Origin of the sequence: Marinifilum breve, from assembly GCF_003202155.1 — a bacterium.
Classification (GTDB): domain Bacteria; phylum Bacteroidota; class Bacteroidia; order Bacteroidales; family Marinifilaceae; genus Marinifilum; species Marinifilum breve.
The window spans coordinates 30,194-49,685 of sequence record NZ_QFLI01000016.1; the positions used below are offsets into that span (position 1 = coordinate 30,194).

16 protein-coding genes are annotated in these 19,492 nt (G+C 33.3%); 7 read left to right on the forward strand and 9 right to left on the reverse strand.

Annotated features, from left to right (window positions below; all coding sequences use genetic code 11):
• Position 1: 1 nt before the first annotated feature.
• Positions 2-1,099 (reverse strand): sensor histidine kinase, encoded by a 1,098-nt coding sequence (locus DF185_RS22470; RefSeq protein WP_243421817.1) that lies wholly within the window; start codon positions 1,097-1,099, stop codon positions 2-4.
• A gap of 545 nt (positions 1,100-1,644) precedes the next feature.
• On the opposite strand from DF185_RS22470, the gene DF185_RS22475 reads away from it, so the two are divergent.
• Together DF185_RS22475 and DF185_RS22480 are read left to right on the forward strand one after the other, a co-directional pair.
• Positions 1,645-4,413 carry a TonB-dependent receptor gene (locus DF185_RS22475; RefSeq protein WP_110363933.1) on the forward strand — a complete coding sequence of 923 codons (2,769 nt, stop codon included), beginning with the start codon at positions 1,645-1,647 and terminating at the stop codon, positions 4,411-4,413.
• A 38-nt stretch (positions 4,414-4,451) separates the two neighbouring features.
• Positions 4,452-6,464 carry a beta-helix domain-containing protein gene (locus DF185_RS22480; RefSeq protein WP_110363935.1) on the forward strand — a complete coding sequence of 671 codons (2,013 nt, stop codon included), beginning with the start codon at positions 4,452-4,454 and terminating at the stop codon, positions 6,462-6,464.
• Between the two features lie 401 nt (positions 6,465-6,865).
• On the opposite strand, the gene DF185_RS22485 is transcribed toward DF185_RS22480, so the two are convergent.
• Together DF185_RS22485 and hemW are read right to left on the reverse strand one after the other, a co-directional pair.
• Positions 6,866-7,258 carry a rhodanese-like domain-containing protein gene (locus DF185_RS22485; protein WP_110363937.1) on the reverse strand — a complete coding sequence of 131 codons (393 nt, stop codon included), beginning with the start codon at positions 7,256-7,258 and terminating at the stop codon, positions 6,866-6,868.
• 11 nt (positions 7,259-7,269) lie between these two features.
• The gene (gene hemW / locus DF185_RS22490) at positions 7,270-8,406 is read right to left on the reverse strand and encodes a radical SAM family heme chaperone HemW (protein ID WP_110363939.1); all 1,137 of its coding nucleotides are present in this window, start codon (positions 8,404-8,406) and stop codon (positions 7,270-7,272) included.
• A 169-nt stretch (positions 8,407-8,575) separates the two neighbouring features.
• Between hemW and DF185_RS22495 the strand changes: the two genes are divergently transcribed.
• Entirely contained in the window at positions 8,576-9,295 is a 720-nt protein-coding gene (locus DF185_RS22495) for a head GIN domain-containing protein (protein ID WP_110363941.1), read from the forward strand.
• 105 nt (positions 9,296-9,400) lie between these two features.
• On the opposite strand, the gene DF185_RS22500 is transcribed toward DF185_RS22495, so the two are convergent.
• Complete coding sequence (locus DF185_RS22500; protein WP_110363943.1) at positions 9,401-13,561, reverse strand: phosphodiester glycosidase family protein; 4,161 nt, start codon at positions 13,559-13,561, stop codon at positions 9,401-9,403.
• Positions 13,562-13,724: 163 nt separating this feature from the next.
• Here DF185_RS22500 and DF185_RS22505 point away from each other — a divergent pair, with 163 nt between their 5' ends.
• The gene (locus DF185_RS22505) at positions 13,725-14,153 is read left to right on the forward strand and encodes a VanZ family protein (RefSeq protein ID WP_110363945.1); all 429 of its coding nucleotides are present in this window, start codon (positions 13,725-13,727) and stop codon (positions 14,151-14,153) included.
• On the opposite strand, the gene DF185_RS22510 is transcribed toward DF185_RS22505, so the two are convergent.
• Together DF185_RS22510 and rpiB are read right to left on the reverse strand one after the other, a co-directional pair.
• A complete protein-coding gene (locus DF185_RS22510) occupies positions 14,148-14,591 on the reverse strand; it encodes an RrF2 family transcriptional regulator (protein WP_110363947.1) in 444 nt (147 codons plus the stop codon). The genes DF185_RS22505 and DF185_RS22510 overlap by 6 nt on opposite strands.
• Before the next feature lie 132 nt (positions 14,592-14,723).
• Positions 14,724-15,161 (reverse strand): ribose 5-phosphate isomerase B, encoded by a 438-nt coding sequence (rpiB, locus tag DF185_RS22515; RefSeq protein WP_110363949.1) that lies wholly within the window; start codon positions 15,159-15,161, stop codon positions 14,724-14,726.
• 752 nt (positions 15,162-15,913) lie between these two features.
• On the opposite strand from rpiB, the gene DF185_RS22520 reads away from it, so the two are divergent.
• From DF185_RS22520 to DF185_RS22530, 3 genes are all read left to right on the forward strand, one after another.
• Positions 15,914-16,297, forward strand: coding sequence for a response regulator (locus DF185_RS22520; protein ID WP_110363951.1), 384 nt, complete (start codon positions 15,914-15,916; stop codon positions 16,295-16,297).
• Between the two features lie 98 nt (positions 16,298-16,395).
• Positions 16,396-17,418, forward strand: coding sequence for a Holliday junction branch migration DNA helicase RuvB (gene ruvB, locus DF185_RS22525; protein WP_110363953.1), 1,023 nt, complete (start codon positions 16,396-16,398; stop codon positions 17,416-17,418).
• Between the two features lie 12 nt (positions 17,419-17,430).
• The gene (locus DF185_RS22530) at positions 17,431-17,760 is read left to right on the forward strand and encodes a hypothetical protein (RefSeq protein ID WP_110363955.1); all 330 of its coding nucleotides are present in this window, start codon (positions 17,431-17,433) and stop codon (positions 17,758-17,760) included.
• 51 nt (positions 17,761-17,811) lie between these two features.
• On the opposite strand, the gene DF185_RS22535 is transcribed toward DF185_RS22530, so the two are convergent.
• From DF185_RS22535 to DF185_RS24260, 3 genes are all read right to left on the reverse strand, one after another.
• Positions 17,812-18,675 carry a sensor histidine kinase gene (locus tag DF185_RS22535; protein ID WP_110363957.1) on the reverse strand — a complete coding sequence of 288 codons (864 nt, stop codon included), beginning with the start codon at positions 18,673-18,675 and terminating at the stop codon, positions 17,812-17,814.
• Between the two features lie 267 nt (positions 18,676-18,942).
• The gene (locus DF185_RS24255; RefSeq protein WP_110362312.1) at positions 18,943-19,035 is read right to left on the reverse strand and encodes a bacteriocin class II family protein; all 93 of its coding nucleotides are present in this window, start codon (positions 19,033-19,035) and stop codon (positions 18,943-18,945) included.
• A gap of 241 nt (positions 19,036-19,276) precedes the next feature.
• Complete coding sequence (locus DF185_RS24260) at positions 19,277-19,369, reverse strand: bacteriocin class II family protein (RefSeq protein WP_110362312.1); 93 nt, start codon at positions 19,367-19,369, stop codon at positions 19,277-19,279.
• Between the last annotated feature and the right edge of the window lie 123 nt (positions 19,370-19,492).

Sequence of the window (19,492 nt, forward strand, 5' to 3'; positions counted from 1 at the left end):
ATTATTTTGATTTATCAAGAGAAAAAGTAAAACTAGTACCTTCGCCATAAGTACTACTTACATTTATACTTTGATTGTGAGCATCAATAATATGCTTAACAATTGCAAGGCCTAAGCCCGATCCTCCCATATTTCGTGCTCTACTTTTATCTACTCTAAAAAATCGCTCGAAAATACGAGGTAAATTATCCGATTCAATTCCGATACCATTGTCTCTTACTTCAATGAGCGCTTTGTTATCCATACTCATCACTTCAATTGTAGTGGTACCTTTATCTTTTCCGTATTTGATCGAATTTACTATTAAATTGTTTAAAACCTGAAAGATTTCTTTTTTATCTGCATATACAAATTTAGGAGCATCAACACGTTGAATAAAGTTGAGCTTTATTCCATTCTTATGAGCTCGCATTTCTTGCATCTCTAAAACTTCATTTATTAAATCTGTAATATTGAATCTTTCATGCATTAACTTTAACTCTCCCGATTCCAATTTCGAAATGACTTCCAAATCTTTAACGATTGTAATCATTCTATTGATACTCTTTTCTGTTCTTTCCAGATAATTTCTGTTGATAGATTTATCTTCCAAACCACCATCGAGGAGTGTTAGTATATAACCTTGAATATTAAAAATAGGTGTTTTTAATTCATGAGATACATTCCCAATGAATTCCTTTCTGAACTTTTCTTGCTTTTTTAACTGAGCCACCAAAGAACCTCTTTGCTCACTCCATGCTCTTACCTCTTTTTCTGCTTCCGCTAAAATGTCGGTACTTTTAACTTTATCGCCAAGTTCCTTATCAATTACCTGAGTGTCGTGAATGGTTTTGAATAACATTCTAATTTTGGAATATAAAAATCGATTTACCAAAACCTTACTCAGGTTATAAATAATCCATATGGAAAGTACTCCAAATAAAATGATATAGCCTGGCTGAATTGGAAACAAAATACATATGGTACAAAATACCAATACTAAACCGCCGGCCAGTAAACTAACAAAAACACTAACTTTTGTTGATGAAATAATTTTCATTTCTTTATTTATATTACCTGAAAATATCAACTTCCAGGAATTTTGTTCTGTCAATAACATTGCGTTTCACATTTTATCATGCGTTGCAAATATTTAAATAAAAGTAGGATATTTTCTGAATTATAGGTTAACTTTTCGTTAATCTTATTGTATTTCAGAAGCTTGAATCTTAATTAAATCTTAACATTTCCTCAATAATTTCGCCTTAAGTATTCAGCAACTTTAAATGAAGAAAATAGCAGATTCGTTTTTTGAAGATTTTACTTGTCAAAAATTGCATGTGGAAAATCAATTTTATTCTACTTTTTTTGAGAATTACAGTTTGTAATAATTGTGTAATTTTTCCTTCATGTTATCGTAATTAATATCTGTTACCAACTATAATACTGATCGTTACAATAAAACTTTTTTTTATTTGACTCCTTAGTTTTAACCCATCATTTACATAGCTTTAACATACTCCAGGTACATTAACTTGAAATTAACACCACAGTCAATTTTTATAATTTTTATTTAAGACCACCTTATTATTCTGCTCATATATCATTCCTAACATCGCAATGTGATTTGAAAGTAAAAATCGTATTGACTTATTAAGGAAAAAAATGACAAAGCAAGTATTATTAGTTTTATTACTAACTCTTTCTTCATTTGGTTTATATGCGCAGAAGGGAAGCATTACAGGAAATGTGAAGGATGGAAAAACCGGTGAAGCATTAATTGGAGCTTCGGTTTTCGTTGATGGAACTACATTAGGAACAGTAACCGATTTTGATGGTAATTATACCATTCCTAATGTTCCTATAGGAACTGTAACAGTAAAATGTTCTTTTATTTCTTACGAAACCTCTTCAAAAGAAAATGTAAATGTAGCTGAAGGCAATTCAGCAGTTGTTGATTTTGTAATGGGAGAATCAACAGTTGCACTTGAAGATGTTAAAGTAGTTGCCAAAGCAAACAGAGAATCAGAAGTTGTTCTTTTGATCGATCAGAAAAAATCTGTAGGTATCAAACAATCAATTGGTGCTCAGGAATTGGCTACCCAAGGTGTATCCGATGCAGCAGCTGCAGCCTCAAAAATTTCAGGTGTTACCAAAAACGAAGGATCTGGAGATGTATATGTAAGAGGATTGGGTGACAGATACCTTTCAACAACCATGAATGGATTACCTATTCCATCGGATGATGTTGACAAGAAGAATATCGATTTGAATTTATTCTCAACTGATATCATCAAAAATATCACAATCAACAAAACTGCTTCTGCAGACAAATATGCAGATCTGACTTCAGGTAATGTTGATATTGTATCGAAAACCTTAAGTGAAAAAATTAGCATTGGTCTATCGGCTAAAACAAACACCAATGTTTTAAAAAGTGGAGTTTTTGACAATTTCAGAGCAACTCAAAATAACAATGATGTTACTCTGGGTTTTTATGATCACCCGTTTAATACGGTTGACGCAATTAGAAACCAAAGTTGGAACACTACCAAAAGAGATTTCCCACTTGGCTACGAGTTTTCTGTTTTAGCAGGAAAGAAAGTAAAGTTGTTCCAAAAAGATTTATCAATATTCGCTACTCTTTCTCATGAGAACGAATCGAAATATTCTGATGGTATCTTTAAAAAATATCGTTCGAATGTATTGGATGAATCATTTAACGATACGGAAGAATTCACTACTGAATACAGTTCAACAGGTTTATTAAACCTTGCCTATGATTTTAATGAAAATCATAACATCAATTTTAACTCTGTTTGGGTAAAAAAGACAAAAGATGAGTTGTATGAGTCGGGACGTAATGGCGAAGGATATGTATTCGATCAGGATCCACAGGAAGATGGAGCTTTTGTAAGAGATCAGAATTTAAAAGAAACTACTTTATGGGTTAATCAATTGCTTGGTTCTCATAAATTGACTGAGAAAAATAAATTACAATGGGCTGCAGCGTACAATACAGTGAAAGCTGAGGAACCAAACAGAATTCGCAACGAGGTAAATATTTTGGATGAAAATACGGTACAGTTTGCTCACGTAGGTGATTTCCAACAAAGAAAATCTCAACAAAATATTGATGATAAAGAGATCAATGGATATGTAAAAAACGAGTACCAATTCATTAATCAGGATGATCAAAAATTGAAACTTACCCTTGGCGGTGATTTTAGAAATAAAGAAAGAGATTTTAATTCTCTATCTATTGGTGTAAGAGCAAAAGGTGTTCAAGTAGCTTCAATTGATAATTTGAATGAAGCATTGGTAAATGGAAATCTATATGCTGTTAATAGACTAATTATTAGAAATAGAAAACCTGACTTGTATAATGCAACACTTAATGTGTATGCAGGATATTTAAATACAGGATTCCAATACAAAAAATTATCGGGTAATGTTGGTGTTCGTTACGAGCAAGATAAAATTGAAGTAGATTGGGATGTTGCCAATTACATAAACCGTGAAACAGGAACACCAAGAATTGGAAGTCTATCAAACGACTACAATTACCTTCTACCTTCGTTTAATTTAAAATACCAATTAAATGATAAGAGTGCATTGCGTTTGGCTGCAAGTAAAACCATTACACTTCCGGAGTTTAAAGAGTTGGCTCCTTTCGAATATGTAACTCCAACCGGTAGAGTGATAGCAGGTAATCCTGATTTAAAGAATTCTGAAAACTACAATGTAGACTTAAAATGGGAAATGTTCCCAACTGCAAAACAATTGATATCAGCTTCTGCTTTCTACAAGCAAATTAATGATCCAATTAACCTTGCACAAACAAGAGGATCTTCAGGAAACTTTAAATATGATAATACAGGTAAGCAGGCCGACGTTTATGGTATCGAATTGGAAACCAGATTTGCCTTAATTAAAGCTGAAACTACCGAAATGCCAGAATTAAATGTGATTCTGAACGCTACAAAAATGTGGTTCGAACAAGATCTTTTGGAGGATTTCCAATACAATAACAAAACCAAAACCGATCTACAAGGAGCTTCGGACCTTATCTTAAACGGTACTTTAAGTTTCTCAAATAAAAAAGAAAAGGAATTTAAAGCCGCACTTACAGGAAACTATTCATCAGATAAGATTTATGCACTAGGTGCACCAGAAGACAAACAAAATTCTGCAACACTCTTTAACGAAGCAATCATTGAAAAAGGATTTATCACTGTTGATATGGTAGTAAGCAAAAAATTATCTGACCGATTCTCTCTTAAACTAACAGGTAAAAACCTGTTGAATCCGAAAATTGAACAATCGCAAGAAATTAAAAAGTTGGGATCTGGAGAGGTTACCGACGAGATTGTAAAATCTTATAAAAAAGGCATAAGCATAAGCTTAGGTCTGAAAATTAATTTGAATAAGTAATTACTAAATAACTTTTATATTCCAAAATTGAAACTAAAATGAAAAAGTTGACTATTAAAATCTTAGGTCTATTAATCTTGGCAATGCCAATTTTATCAAGTTGTTCTGACAGCGATGATCCGATTATTCCTGTTGATCCAGTATTGGAAGCATTGGCAAACGGCACATTGTCTGGAACTCTTCCTGAAAGTGTAACTTTAACTGCTGCCAGCTATAGACTAACTGGTGCATTAATCGTACCTGATGGAATAACTTTAACCATTCCTGCAGGAACTCAAATTGTTGCTGATAACGGGGGTACCGATGTTTACATCGGAGTATTAATGGGTGGTAAAATTAACATCAACGGTACTTCTTCTAATCCTGTTTTAATGTCATCTGCAAATGGTAACCCAGGTGATTGGGGTGGATTAACCATTTGTGGTAAAGCTACTACTACTGCTGGCGCTAACGCTGATGCAGAAGTTGGTGGATTCAAATATGGTGGATCTGATGATGCTGATAACTCAGGTTCTATCAACTACCTTGTAATTAAAGGAACTGGTGCACAAATTAACTCTGAGTCGCAATACAATGGTGTTTCTTTCTATGCTGTTGGTTCTGCCACTACTGTAAAAAATGTTGCAGTAATTAATGGTTCTGACGATGGTGTTGAGTTCTTTGGTGGAACTGTTTCTGTTGAGAACTTGTTCTTACAAAACAACGAAGATGACGCTATCGATTGGACTGAAGGTTGGAATGGAACCGTTAAGAATGCATACGTTGAGCATACTATCGAAGGTTTCTCAACAGTGGTTGAAGCTGACAAAGACAATAAAAATCCTAAAATTGAAAACTTAACTGCTGTTTCTACAGTTGGTGGTACTGCTTTACAGTTTAAAAAACAATCAGGTGCAACCATTACAGGATTATCTTTAACTGGTTATACTACTATTCTTGATATGAAAGATGATGGTCCTCTTTCAAATGTAATTATTGAAGGCGTTGAAGCTGACGGTCTAAAAAGTTATGCAGGTGCTGCAACTGTTGATGTTAGTGGATGGGATTGGACAGATGCTACTCCTGTTGATGGTGTAAATGCATTGGTAGATGGTGGTACTTTAAATGGTCTACTTTCTTCTTCAGCTACGCTTAAAGCAGATACAGAATACAAACTGACAGGATCTTTCATTATTAGTGATGGTGCAACTTTAACCATTCCGGCAGGTACTAAAATTACTGCTGATGCAGCAGGAACAGAAGTTTATATTGCTGTTTTAATGGGTGGTAAAATCAACATTAACGGTACTGCTGAAAATCCAGTTGTGATTTCATCTGCTGATGCAAACCCTGGTGATTGGGGTGGATTAACCATTTGTGGTAAAGCTACTACAACTGCTGGCGAAAATGCTGAAGCAGAAGTTGGTGGTTTCATTTACGGTGGTACTACTGATAATGATAACTCAGGTACTATCAACTACCTTGTAATTAAAGGAACCGGTGCTCAAATTAACTCTGAGTCGCAATACAATGGTGTTTCTTTATACGCAGTAGGTTCTGAAACTACTATCGAAAATGTAGCTGTAATTAATGGTGCCGATGATGGTATCGAGTTCTTTGGTGGAACTGTTTCGGCTAGCAACTTGTACCTGGAAAACAACGAAGATGATTCAGTAGACTGGACTGAAGGATGGAACGGAAAAGTAACTAACGCTTACATTTCTCACACCATTGAAGGATTTTCAACTGTATTCGAAGGGGATAAAGTAAACAACAATCCACAATTCGAAAACATTACTGCTATCTCTACAGTTGGTGGTATAGCTCTTCAATTCAAAAAGCAATCAGGTGGATCAATCACAGGATTATACCTTGAAGGTTATGATGTTGATTTGGATATGAAAGATGAAGCTTCTGAAAACGAAAATGTAAACAATGTTCAAATTAACGGAGCTAATCCTGATGTAACATTGGTTTCAGGTTCTACTGAAAGAAAGTACACTTTAAATGCAGGTAAAGATGCTGCAAAAGTAGATATTTCAGCTTGGACTTGGAGAGAAGCTGGTTTGTAATCAGAATTCACAATAATATAAATGAAGCAGACTCAAATGGGTCTGCTTTTTTGATACAAAAAAATTTAACCATTTATTATTACACAAATTCCCCATTTTACTAATGCTCTAGCTCACAAATAGGGGGTTCGGACGAAATTCCGAGGGGTATGTATGCAACTTACATAGGGCTCGGATGAAATTACACACCCATTGCACACTTATACAATGGCCTCGGACGAAATTCCAAGGGGTATGTATGCAACTTACATAGGGCTCAGATGAAAATACACACCCATTGCACACTTATACAATGGCCTCGGATGAAAATACACGCCCATTGCATACCTATACAATGGCCTCGGACGAAAATCCAAAGGCATTGTTAAATCACAAAACATACGTAGATAAAAATCCGAATGCTATTTCACAATTTCCAGTTTTAGTTCTTTCCAATAATCCAATCCATCCTCCAAAGAACAAACCTTAATCTTATATTTTTCAAATAGCATTTTTCCTGCAGCTATACTTCTCTCACCATATTTACAGTAAAGTAAATAGGTCTTCCTCTCTCCCAACGAATCGATGATATGATACAATTTATCTGATGATTCAGCCAATATGGCACCATCAATATGTCCCTTTTTAAAATCCTTTTTTAATCGAACATCAATTACTACGGCTTGCGGATTTAATTTGGCAACCCTTAAAAATTGCTTTGGACTTAATACCTGAACCGTATCGGCTTGTGCAAATACATTCTGATTTACAATTAGTGCAAAAAATACGATCAGTGCTATCTTCAAATATTTCATTTACTTGTTCGTTAATCTTCTTCTATATAGAAAAAATCAGACATGATATCATTGGAAATAAACACACCTTCATCGCTTAATATTAAAGCATTGTTTTCCTTTCGGATGTGTTTTGATTGGATATATTTGGCTGCCTTTTTTTCACAATGTCGATACAAATCATCTCCAAATTGTTCTTTCACCAAACTCAAATCCAATCCCCAATAGGTTCGAAGCGAGGTAAGAATTAAATCATTAAATCGATCAAAGAAATTTAAATCTTCCTTCTCCGAAAATTCTCCTCCTTCTTGAACGGCTTTCATGTACTTATAATTGTGTGCAATGTTCCATTCTCTTTCTTTTAAGTTGTAAGAATGGGCCGATGGTCCTATTCCAAGATATTGTTTCTGTTTCCAATAACTCGAATTGTGTTTTGATATGTATCCTTCTTTGCAAAAATTGGAGATCTCGTAATGCGTAAAACCATTTTCGCGAGCCGAATCAATCAAATATTTAAACTGATTAAAACTCTCCTCTTCTTCTACTTCTATTAATTGGCCTTTCTCCAATTTTTTAGAAAAAACCGTATTCGGATCAAACATTAAATGATAGGAAGAGATATGCTGGATATCTAAATCATAAACCAAATCAAGATTTTCTATCCATTTCTCCATACTTAAACCAGGTACTCCATAAATCTGGTCTACCGATATGTTATCGAAACCAAAATCCTGTGCCCTTTTTATGGTATCGTAAGCTTCCTTGCCCGTATGTCGACGGTTCATTAAAATTAAATCTTCATCGTGAAATGATTGTATTCCCACACTCAATCGGTTCACCGAAGAATTTCGAAGTTGCTCAAGATATTTCTTTTTTAAATCATCAGGATTGGCTTCGAGAGTAATTTCAGCATCCGCATCAATGTTCCAGTATTTCGAACACTCATCAATTAGCATTTGTATCTGATCTGGTTGATATACCGAAGGTGTTCCCCCACCAAAATATATGGTCGAAACAGATTTTTGATCCAAATAATCCTTTCTTAATTCCAACTCCTTTTTAAAGCATTCCAGCATATCATTAGTAGATTGCAGCGAAATACTTTTGTGAAAAGCACAATAGTGGCAAAGCTGTTTGCAAAAAGGGATATGAAAATAAATTCCTGACATATTGAATTAAATTTCTTGCAAGGTAGAAGCAATTCTTTTATTTTCCATGTCTATTTTGATATTACACCCTATTCGTCGCATCTTTAACATTTGAAAATAATTTTGATGCAACACTTTATATTGTATAAACGTCTTTACTACAAAGAATGACAATCTAAACCTTAGAGCTATGAAAGGATATAAAAAAATAATTTCACCGATTTTAATTTTATTAATTAGTGTTGCCACTGCATTACCAACTTTTGCCGATGGTATTAAAGGAAATGGCAATGTAAAATCGGAACAAAGAGAAGTTGGCAATTTTGAAACCATAAAGGTGAATGGAGCTTTTACAATTTATTTATCGCAAGACGATGATTACAGTTTAAAAGTTGTTGCCGACGAAAATTTATTGGATGTTATTACCAGTAAAATGAAAGGTGATGTTCTGTACATTACTACTGAAAAGAGCATTTACAAATCGACAGAGTTAAAACTTTATATTGGCTTTAAACATTTAAGTGAAATAAAAGCCAATGGTGCAATATCACTAAAATCCGATCAGGTTTTAAGATTCGACGAGTTGGAAATTGAAATTAATGGCGCATCATCAGCCGATTTAGAATTAAGCGCAAACAGTTTAAGTATCGATAATAGTGGTGCATCAACCATAAAACTTGCTGGTAAGTCAGAAGAAATTGACATTGACATTTCTGGTGCAGGTAGTGTAAATGCAATTAATATGAAAGCACTAAAAGGAACCATTGATATTAGCGGCGTGGGTAGCGGAAAAGTTCATGTATTGGAGGAATTAAGAGTAAGTATCTCGGGAATTGGTTCAGTAAAATACAAAGGAGATCCTAAAGTAACCAGCGATATTTCATTCCTTGGAAGTTTAAAGAAATATTAGAACTAAATATGATATCTATATTAGATAAAAAGCTCTGCATATTTGCAGAGCTTTTTATTTTATTTGCATTGTAGAGACGGCATTAATGCCGTCTTTACTTTAAAATTATCTTTTTTTATAACCGATCACAGCATTCGAAACCGCACGTGGTTCTGGCGGTAGAGAGAAAATATTTCGCTCGTAATTCGAATTGTATGGCGATATATTTAATGTTTCTCCATTTACAACTAATGTTGAACTTCCGCCTGGATCGAATCCCATGGCTTTAACAATTTTGTACTTCTCTAAAATTCCGGCCATATCGAAATGAGTAGCTCCCACCGATTCTCGAATTCTACCATTAATGGTTAGCACGTATAAATTTCCCTGCTCATCAATTCCCACTGCAATTTTTGGACCTCGCATGTCTGTAAAGTCCAATCGGGCGGCTTGTGTTTTTATCGAATTTTGCTTCTTCCATCCTTCCACTTGCATATCGATACACTGCTTTCCTTTATCCAATAACATCGGACCTGCTTCAACTGCATGCAAAACATCCTCTAATCCATTCACAGTAATTTCAAGCTCATCACCAACATTTGCAATTGCTGATTTCATCACTGAAAGAGGAATGCATAAAGTTAATCCTACAGGAATTTGTTTTACTTCATCGCTATCATATATGATTTCTTTTACCGTATTTCCTGCCAATCGATATACAATACAATCCTTCGCTGAAATCATTTCTTCTTCATACATCAAATCGAAGTAAGCACATTTTCCAACTTCAAACTGATTGTAATTTTTAGCATCAAATATCAATTCAACATCATTTGCTTTTATTCGAATGCCACTTTTACAATTTACCCTTTCAATATCAAGCTTACCCGATTGATAAATTAACAATGCAGGCTTGTTGAAGAGAGGCGTACTTAAACATTTTCCATTTGAGATTAACAAACCTAAAGGAGAACCAATATAGGATTCTGGCAAGCCCAATTTACCAACCAACTCTGGATTTAAAATATAACCACCATTCCATGCTATTTTAGCTTGGCATTTGTTATTTTCTTCAAATTCTTTTACAAAGCTTGTTACTGTTTTTGTCTGCAATGAACTAACAGCTGTAAATTCCCAGTTTTCATGATCATCTTGCACATTCGCCTTGGCCAAAATTCCATTCCATGGATATCCATCATCATAAATTCCTGTTACATTCGAGTATTCTACATCTGCTTTTTCCTGATCGGATTTTGATATATTTTCCAATACCAATTTTAATGGAGAACCCTTGGTTTGGGCATCTTTCTTTATCAATTGTAACAATTCTTTTTCGCCTAACTTTTTGCTTAATTCTTTAAATAAATCTGAATGCAGTAAATCCGAAAAATCCTTAGCGGTTTGCACAGGAGTTGGATAAGCCAAGGTTGTACGAACTCCTGCAGGAACAAATTGAATGTATCCTGTATTGTTAGGAATTCCCATAATATTTGCTGCCAATTCGGTTGTTACTTTACCAATATGAAATCTATCCAGATTCAATATATCTGTCATAAAAGCGGCATTTCTTCTGTTCGATATTAAGTAACCATTCTTATCCATTACTTTTCGTAATATCGATAATGCCTTCTCTCCCATTTGTGGAATATGAATTCCCACGGTTAGAGAATCAATCGACACTACTTGCAGAATTTTTTTATCGTACAAAAGTTTTAACTCCTGATCGGAACCACACTCAATAAATTCACGAATATCGCTCGCGGTTGTCCAATTGGTTAAAGCTTCTTCCGGAGCAAATACATATACTTTCTCAATGTTTTTACCCTTTAACTTTTCCTCGCAAATCGGATCATGCATATCCATTCCCAATCGACTTTTAATGGAATTCAGAACAAAATATTCAAGCTCATATTTCACATACTTCCCCGGAAAATATGCCAATGGAATATTCTGTTTCATCTTCTTGAAAAGGAAACTTCTATCATCAATAGAAATCATCGATGAAGAGGTTAATTGAGAAAGAGCTAAATTTTTATCTATAAAAAACCTTGATGAACCACTCACTTTTCTCCCAATACCTGGAGGCAAATGTTTCGATTTAAGAAGATTTACCATACCTGATAATTCCTGATGTGTAAAATCATGAAACAGATAATAGTTTTTATTTCTATGTCGATAGGTAAAAGAATGGTCGTGTCTTATTGAAATCTCACCATTGCGAACAGCAAAAAGATTATCAATTGAGTTGTAAAAATTATGCACCTGTTCCAAATCTAAATTATCTGAATCCGGATGATCTTCAATCTGTCGCTTTGCAAAATAAAAAGTGCCTCCCTTAATTTCTTGCTCTTCCATTCTAAATGAACTCGGATCAATTAACGACTTTAAATAAAGCATAAAACCTAATCTTCCATAGCCTGGTAAATAGTGTCTGTTTTCAGTATTAACAAGAGCTTTTACATCATCATTGGTAAACTTTACTTTTGATTTGTAATACTTGTAAATCTCTCCAACTTCGTTTAAGTTTTTATGATTTGACTGTAATTGTAAATAGAGTTTTTTTACGATTTCTTCTATTCCCAAATTTAAAGAGTTGATGCTATATCTAGTATCAATTACTTTCTTATTGTGACTTACACTTCGGTGATGAATGTGTGGAAAAAACACCTTCTCTATGGTTTCATTCACATGCGAGTCGTATATTCTTCTGCCTGTAAACTCAATAACTTTTAATCTCTCCTGCTCAGGCAGATGTTCACCTATAACTTCTGCATAAACATTTTCTGGTTGATATCTTCTGCAAAATATAGGAACACCAGCTGCTGCAGCTTCTAAAATAGGCAAGCCTCTCCCCTCAGTTTTCGATGGCAACAATATCAAAGAAGAAATACTGTATAATTCGGGAATACCAATAGGATTTTCAAAATGGTTCTTAAACCTTTTTTTATCCATCTCGCTAAACAAAAATCCCAAGTATATTCTCTTTCTAAATTCTGGATCCATCCCCTCTAAAAGCTCTTGAAATCGTGTCAATAATTTTTGAAAATAGGGATATTGCCCCAAAGGAATTGGTCCGGTAATTAATATGGTAACTTTTAAATCCTCCGATTCTCTGATTTTCTCTTTTAAACTCTCAACTTGTAACATCTTACCAACTAGATCGAATCCCAATTCAATCCTTTTTCTTGAAATCACCCTTGTTGGTTGAAGAAAAATAATATTCTCAGACAAGAATTTGTGCATCGCCTTTGTCTTGTATCCAATGTAAATTGGTTCCGGATTTTTCTTGTCCACCAATTTATACTCCAACACATCCTTTACCGAATAACTAACCAATGCTTTTTTGTGATATCGGCTTAGCATCTTCTCCATCTGAAAAAGAGATTCTATTCTTCTTCTCTTGTCAATATTGTTGTATTCAGTAGTATCAACAGCTGTTCCAATTTCAGCAACATTTGCAGGATTGTGTCCTTTATAATGTATCAGGTATTCACTTTGCTTTTTGTTGATGTTAACATTCATCCACGAACGCGATTCCCATGGATATAACACCTCCAATTGTGAAAAGAATTCTCCTAAATGTGAATTCAGAAAGAAGAAATCACGTGGACCTTTTTTTAATCCTTTAACCTCCTTTGTAATTTCAGAATTGCCACCTTCCCAATAATAATCATGATTGTTATTGATTACAGGAATTCCCATATATTCTGAAACCAAAACTGTAGCCAAAGCAGCTGCTACATTTCCCGGATTTGAACACAAATTAATAAGGTATAACAAGCCGATATTATTATCCTCTATATATGAACTTAGCTTTTCACAAATGGTAAGAGTTTGATCCCAAAATTTTACAATCAAAGCATTGTACTCTTTGCTTCCTCGTTCCAATTTGGTAAAGTAGAAATCCTTGTATAGTGTCCAATCATCAAATCCTTGCATTTCTTCAATAGCAAAAGTTTTGGTTCTTGAATCCATAATCTTGGAAGCCTCTGGATAAAATTTGCCGGCTAAATAATGTATGGCAATATCATCGCCAAAATTGTATCGGAATGTTTTTGCATATTTCTCTACCTCTATACTAACACCATCAATAGAATAATAGAAGGTAGAAAAAGCAATCCCTTTTTTATTAATATTAGATTTAAACCTTTCAAAACTTTGGTTAAACTCAACTACAGGAATTGATTTGTTTTCCTTAAAACGATCAATAAACAATCCTAAATCAAACCATGTGTTAATTCTTTCAGAACACAACATCTCCATCAATTCAGTAGCTTTCATAGTCATAATAGGTAGAATTCAGTTTAACAAAATTTCAAATAATATTCAAATTACAAAATTCTGGTAAATTGGTCAATAGCATATTGATTCAAACATATTTATACTATGAACTTGAAAACTTAAAATAGCTTGCTAACTTTGAGCAACTATTATCGACACATATAAGCTTATGAAGAGAAAATTGTTATGGCGAAATATTATATGGGCAATAATTATATTCATCCTTTGCTCTATTCCAGGCAATGATTTACCCAAAACATCGGCCATACATATTCCACATTTCGACAAGCTTGTTCACTTTGGAATGTTCTTTATTATGGGAATTTTTTTGATGGCAGAATTAAGCTTTCAAACCAAATTAAAAAAGTCTCGAATAATTCTAATAACAGTATTATTAGTTACTACCTATGGTGGTGCAATAGAATATTTACAACAACATTATTTTACAAATCGTAGTGGTGATTATATTGATTTAGCCGCAGATATTCTAGGAGGTGTTGTTGCTATTATAATTTATCCATGGATAAAAAAACAAAAGGACTTGCTGTTAAATCGCAAGCCCTTTAGTGAAATATCTTTTCTAAAGAAAATCTTATAGAGTAATATACTCATTCGTATTTTCCATTTCGGTAATTAATTGACCAATTGTTTTTCCTTTAAACAAATCATATATCTGTTTTCTGATGTGCCCAAACTGATTGTGAACAGGACAAGCAGCTTGTGCTTTATTATCAGATTTACATGGACGAATTCCAATTAAACAATTTTCAAACATATCCAATCCATCCACAATTTCAACAATATTCATTAAGGTAATTTCACTTGGATCTTTACCCATTCCGAATCCACCATGAGGTCCTTTTGTTGATGTAAGTAACTTTTGTCTTGCAAGGCTTTGCAAAATTTTACCCAAAAATGGTGTTGGAATTTCCAGTTCCTCTGATATCTTCTTTATTCCTATTTTTTTGCCTTCTTTTGCATTTATCGACAAATAAATTACTGAGCGAATTGCATATTTACAAGTATTCGATAACATCTTTAATTTTTATTTTTACTCCACATTTATCTAACAATCAGGTCAAAGATAACAATAATTACAACTAATTAAGCATCTTTAATTCTTTAATTCCTTATTTATTATGATTCTTTTTATTATAAAAGCCCCATTTTACAAAGGAATCTTATCAATTCGCTTCTGGTGTCTGCCACCTTCAAATTCAGTATTTAGAAAAATTTTTGCAATTTCTTTTACCTCTTCAAAAGAAATAAATCTGGCAGGAATACCACATACATTTGCATCATTATGAGATCTTGCTAAACCGGCAATTTCCGCAGTCCAACACAAAGCTGCACGAACTTTTTGGTGTTTGTTAGCTGTCATGGTAATACCATTTCCACTACCACATAGAGTAAAGCCAAAATCAAACTCTCCTGCTTCAACTGCTGCAGCTAATGGATGAGCTGTATCAGGATAATCCATACTTTCTTCAGAGTTAGTGCCGAAATCTTTTACTTCATATCCTTCTGATTTCAAAATTTCAGCCAAATCATTTTTAAACTGAAATCCTGCATGATCAGCAGCCAATGCAATTCTTAGTTTTTTCATCTTATTAAAATTATTAAAGACAGTGTTGCCTTTATGTGGTTTTTGTTCAAGTTAATTTTGGAGTACAAAACTAAGTAAATTATATGAGTTGTTTTTAAAATGACCAATTTTCCAAGCCTAAAATCAGGCATTTTGTCTAAAAGTGCTTATCAAATGAATTGTTGAAACGCATCAGTCTGAAATAAAATAGTTTAGTCAGACGCTTTTCACTTATGAACAGATTTGTTCACATTCAGTTAACATACTGTTGATTTTTCCTTATTAAAAATTCCAAAGTATTTTTTGGAACTAACAAAATTTAAATTGTATAGAAAAATATTTCCCAGGTACCAATTTTATTTTTTACCAGTGTTATCAAAGCTTTCAACCGGTTATAAACACCCTGTTAATATCTACAATTAATTAAATTACCAAAAATCAAAGTTATCAACAAGAAGTTAATAAAGTATATATTTCTCTATATTTCAAGCTCTCTATATTAACAATCAGTGTTGATATCCTGTTATTAGACTATTTTCTAGCAGAAAAACAATAAAATTCGTACTCTCTTACCAACACTATTAACAGGATATAATAATTATCTTATTTTTTAGAAATTTTAAAAAAACTAATATTAATAATATGAGTGTTGATAATTGAGATGAGGGATAAAATCAAGATCGTAAATCAACAGTGATTAATTGGGTGTGTTTACTTAATTATTTCAATGATTTTGTTATCTTGCAATCTATAGAAAATCCACACTGAAGAGAATGAGTTGGGAAGCTAAAAATTATTCGATACTTCTTGTTGAAGACAACAAATTGAATCAAACGGTAGTTAAATTTACTTTAAAGCGATATGGTTATTTAATCGATATTGCTAATAACGGTTTGGAAGCTGTCGATATGTTTAAAGAAGGAAATTATGATTTTATATTAATGGATGTAATGATGCCAGAAATGGACGGATTAGAAGCTACTAAAATCATAAGAGAAATTGAAAATGGGCAGGAGCATATTCCAATTATTGCTCTCACAGCCGATATAATGGTCGCTAACGAAGAAAAATGTATCGAGAATGGTATGGATGCACACTTGTCGAAACCCTTCGATGTGGACCATCTATTTAAGGTTTTAACAAATCTAGGTTTGTAAATACTAATTCCAGGTATTTTCAGAAATTCTAACAAGCTTATTTACATTTGAGTGAATTTTTCTACTCGATTTAAAGATTTTCAGATTATTTTTGTCGCATGGATGATAACCTGGACATACGAAGTCATAATTTTTCGGATAAGGAAAAAGAATTAGATAATAAACTAAGACCACTTCAGTTTTCAGATTTCCGTGGACAAAAGAAAATTGTTGAGAATCTAAATGTATTTGTTGAAGCTGCAAAAATGCGTGAGGAAGCATTAGATCATGTTTTGCTTCATGGACCTCCCGGACTTGGAAAAACTACTTTATCAAATATTCTTGCCAACGAATTAGGAGTTGGATTAAAAGTTACTTCAGGACCGGTTCTTGATAAACCTGGTGACCTTGCTGGTTTGTTAACCAATTTGGAACCAAATGATGTTCTTTTTATCGATGAAATTCATAGGTTAAGTCCTATTGTAGAGGAGTACTTGTACTCAGCAATGGAGGATTTTAAAATTGATATCATGATTGATAAAGGACCAGCTGCAAGATCAATTCAATTGGAATTAAATCCTTTTACTTTAATTGGAGCAACAACTCGTTCCGGATTGTTAACTTCACCTTTAAGAGCCCGATTTGGTATAAATTGTCATCTTGAATATTACGACCTGCCAATACTATCTAAAATAGTAGAGCGTAGTGCAAGTATTCTTGATGTTGAAATTACTCATGAAGCAGCTGGTGAAATTGCATCAAGAAGTAGAGGAACACCTCGTATTGTAAATGCCCTTTTGCGTAGAGTAAGAGATTTTGCTCAAGTAAAAGGAAACGGATCCATTGATATAGAAATTACCAAATTTTCTCTTGAAGCTTTAAATATCGATAAGCATGGTTTAGATGAGATGGACAACAGGATTTTAAACACGCTAATTGATAAGTTTAGTGGAGGACCAGTTGGAATTTCTACCATTGCAACTGCAGTAGGCGAGGATAGTGGAACAATTGAGGAGGTTTATGAACCATTTTTGATAAAAGAAGGATTCATTAAACGTACTCCGCGAGGAAGAGAAGTTACTCCTTTAGCTTATTCGCATCTTGGAAAAAACAATTTTAGTGATCCCGAATTACTTTTCTAGAAATATTTTAAAATGAAACGATTTTTATCAATTCTTTATACGCTTGCAACGGTGTTAATTATTGTAGGTGCACTTTTTATTTTACAAGCTGAATCGTATGGAGTAGCCATTTTGGCTTCGGGTGTGAGCTTAAATATATTTTACAGAATATTTAATCTGAATACTGAAAGAATACATCAATTAAAATTTTCGGAACTCTTAAAAGTATTAGGAATTATTTTAATGCTTGTAGCATGTATACTGATTTTTACAGATTATGATCATAAGTATAACATGATGATTTTTGCTGTAGTACTCGATGTAATTATCAACTACAAAGAAATATCTCTTAAAACAAAATAGAAAAAGGAGCTTGTGACCAGCAAGCTCCTTTTAACATCCCTAGTAATTTTCCTAAATAGCAATATTCTTTCGAGTATTAGACGAAGAATATATTTCGTTAATATTTTGTTTCAATATAGCTTCAATTTTTTCTTTGAGTACAAGGTTTGATTCTGAGAATTTAAATGGAATGGTAAAGTAGAATATTGAACCATCTCCCAAATTTGAATCTATGTATAACTTGCCTCCAAGAAATTCAACCAATTCTTTGCTGATACTTAATCCTAAACCGGCACCTGAATGTTCTCGGGTATATGAATTATCAACTTGGGTAAATTTCTTAAATATTTTTGCTTGTTGCTGATCACTTATTCCTGGTCCAGTATCTTTCACATAGAAAAGAATATTGTGTCTGTCCTGAATTGCACAACCAAAATCAATTTCTCCTGAGCTTGTAAATTTCAATGCATTATCAAGGAGATAAGATAGTACTTTGGTTAGTTTTTTCTGATCAGTGAATATTTTATTATCACATAAATCTTCGGTATAATTTAAAACCAAATTTTTACCGCTCATGTTAATCTTTTGCCCGTAGGCCGAATACAATGTAACCAGTAAATCATGTACTTCAATTTCTGATTCGTTGTATTCCAATGCACCGCTTTCTAATTGCGATAGTTCTAGGATCCTATTGAATAGATCCAGTAATTCTTTACTGCTCGATGACAGTATTTTTGTAAACTCATTTCGATCCTCTTTCGATAAAGAATCATCACGAAGAAGTTCTGATGCTCCTACAATCGCATTCATTGGCGTTCGAATTTCATGCGACATATTGGCTAGGAATGCATCTTTCAGCTTCTCGGTCTTTTCGAGCTGAGCGCGCGCTTCTGCTAATTGTCGTTGCAATTCTTTGTATGTAGGACGTTTCTCCATTTAAATGAATTTGTCTATAATTTCTTTACATTTCTTGATTATAGCCTACACTACAAGGCTCAATTAAATACATCTTTTAAAGATGCAATCATGAAAATATGGTATGGGAATCTGTTAGACTAGAATGTCTTCATTTATCGACTTATCTTGGTAACCACCAAGTGTATTGTCTAACTCCTGAATTGTTAATTCTTCAAAGGTGTTCATATTGAATATGATAAGGAAAAAGTAAATATAAAAAATACGATCTACTTATTCAAATTTTTCTTATACCAGGATATCTTCGTTAATACATTTGTCTTGGTATCCACCTTTAATGTTTTTTAAATCTTCAGTGTTTAATACTTCAAAATTTTTCATTGCTATTTAATTTGGTCGTTAATAACTAGGAAAATACTTTTTGGAAAATTTGGATTACTAATGGTCGAGGTTGATTAAACAAGAATGTCTTCGTTAATACATTTGTCTTGGTAACCACCTTTAATGTTTTTTAAATCTCCAGTGTTTAATACTTCGAAATTCTTCATTGCTATTTTTATTTGGTCGTTAATAACTAGGAAAATACTTTTTTGAAAATTTGGATTACTCGGGTCGAGTTAGATTACACTAAAATGTCTTCATTGATACATTTGTCTTGGTAACCGCCTTTAATGTTTTTTAAATCTTCAGTGTTTAATACTTCGAAATTCTTCATTGCTATTTTTATTTGGTCGTTAATAACTAGGAAAATACTTTTTTGAAAATTTGGATTACTTGGGTCGAGTTAGATTACACTAAAATGTCTTCATTGATACATTTGTCTTGGTAACCGCCTTTA

Coding starts and splice junctions, on each gene's coding strand:
- DF185_RS22470 (WP_243421817.1), bottom strand. CDS start 1,099: ATGTTATTGACAGAACAAAATTCCTGGAAGTTGATATTTTCAGGTAAT.
- DF185_RS22475 (WP_110363933.1), top strand. CDS start 1,645: ATGACAAAGCAAGTATTATTAGTTTTATTACTAACTCTTTCTTCATTT.
- DF185_RS22480 (WP_110363935.1), top strand. CDS start 4,452: ATGAAAAAGTTGACTATTAAAATCTTAGGTCTATTAATCTTGGCAATG.
- DF185_RS22485 (WP_110363937.1), bottom strand. CDS start 7,258: ATGAAATATTTGAAGATAGCACTGATCGTATTTTTTGCACTAATTGTA.
- hemW (WP_110363939.1), bottom strand. CDS start 8,406: ATGTCAGGAATTTATTTTCATATCCCTTTTTGCAAACAGCTTTGCCAC.
- DF185_RS22495 (WP_110363941.1), top strand. CDS start 8,576: ATGAAAGGATATAAAAAAATAATTTCACCGATTTTAATTTTATTAATT.
- DF185_RS22500 (WP_110363943.1), bottom strand. CDS start 13,561: ATGACTATGAAAGCTACTGAATTGATGGAGATGTTGTGTTCTGAAAGA.
- DF185_RS22505 (WP_110363945.1), top strand. CDS start 13,725: ATGAAGAGAAAATTGTTATGGCGAAATATTATATGGGCAATAATTATA.
- DF185_RS22510 (WP_110363947.1), bottom strand. CDS start 14,591: ATGTTATCGAATACTTGTAAATATGCAATTCGCTCAGTAATTTATTTG.
- rpiB (WP_110363949.1), bottom strand. CDS start 15,161: ATGAAAAAACTAAGAATTGCATTGGCTGCTGATCATGCAGGATTTCAG.
- DF185_RS22520 (WP_110363951.1), top strand. CDS start 15,914: ATGAGTTGGGAAGCTAAAAATTATTCGATACTTCTTGTTGAAGACAAC.
- ruvB (WP_110363953.1), top strand. CDS start 16,396: ATGGATGATAACCTGGACATACGAAGTCATAATTTTTCGGATAAGGAA.
- DF185_RS22530 (WP_110363955.1), top strand. CDS start 17,431: ATGAAACGATTTTTATCAATTCTTTATACGCTTGCAACGGTGTTAATT.
- DF185_RS22535 (WP_110363957.1), bottom strand. CDS start 18,675: ATGGAGAAACGTCCTACATACAAAGAATTGCAACGACAATTAGCAGAA.
- DF185_RS24255 (WP_110362312.1), bottom strand. CDS start 19,035: ATGAAAAATTTTGAAGTATTAAACACTGAAGATTTAAAAAACATTAAA.
- DF185_RS24260 (WP_110362312.1), bottom strand. CDS start 19,369: ATGAAGAATTTCGAAGTATTAAACACTGAAGATTTAAAAAACATTAAA.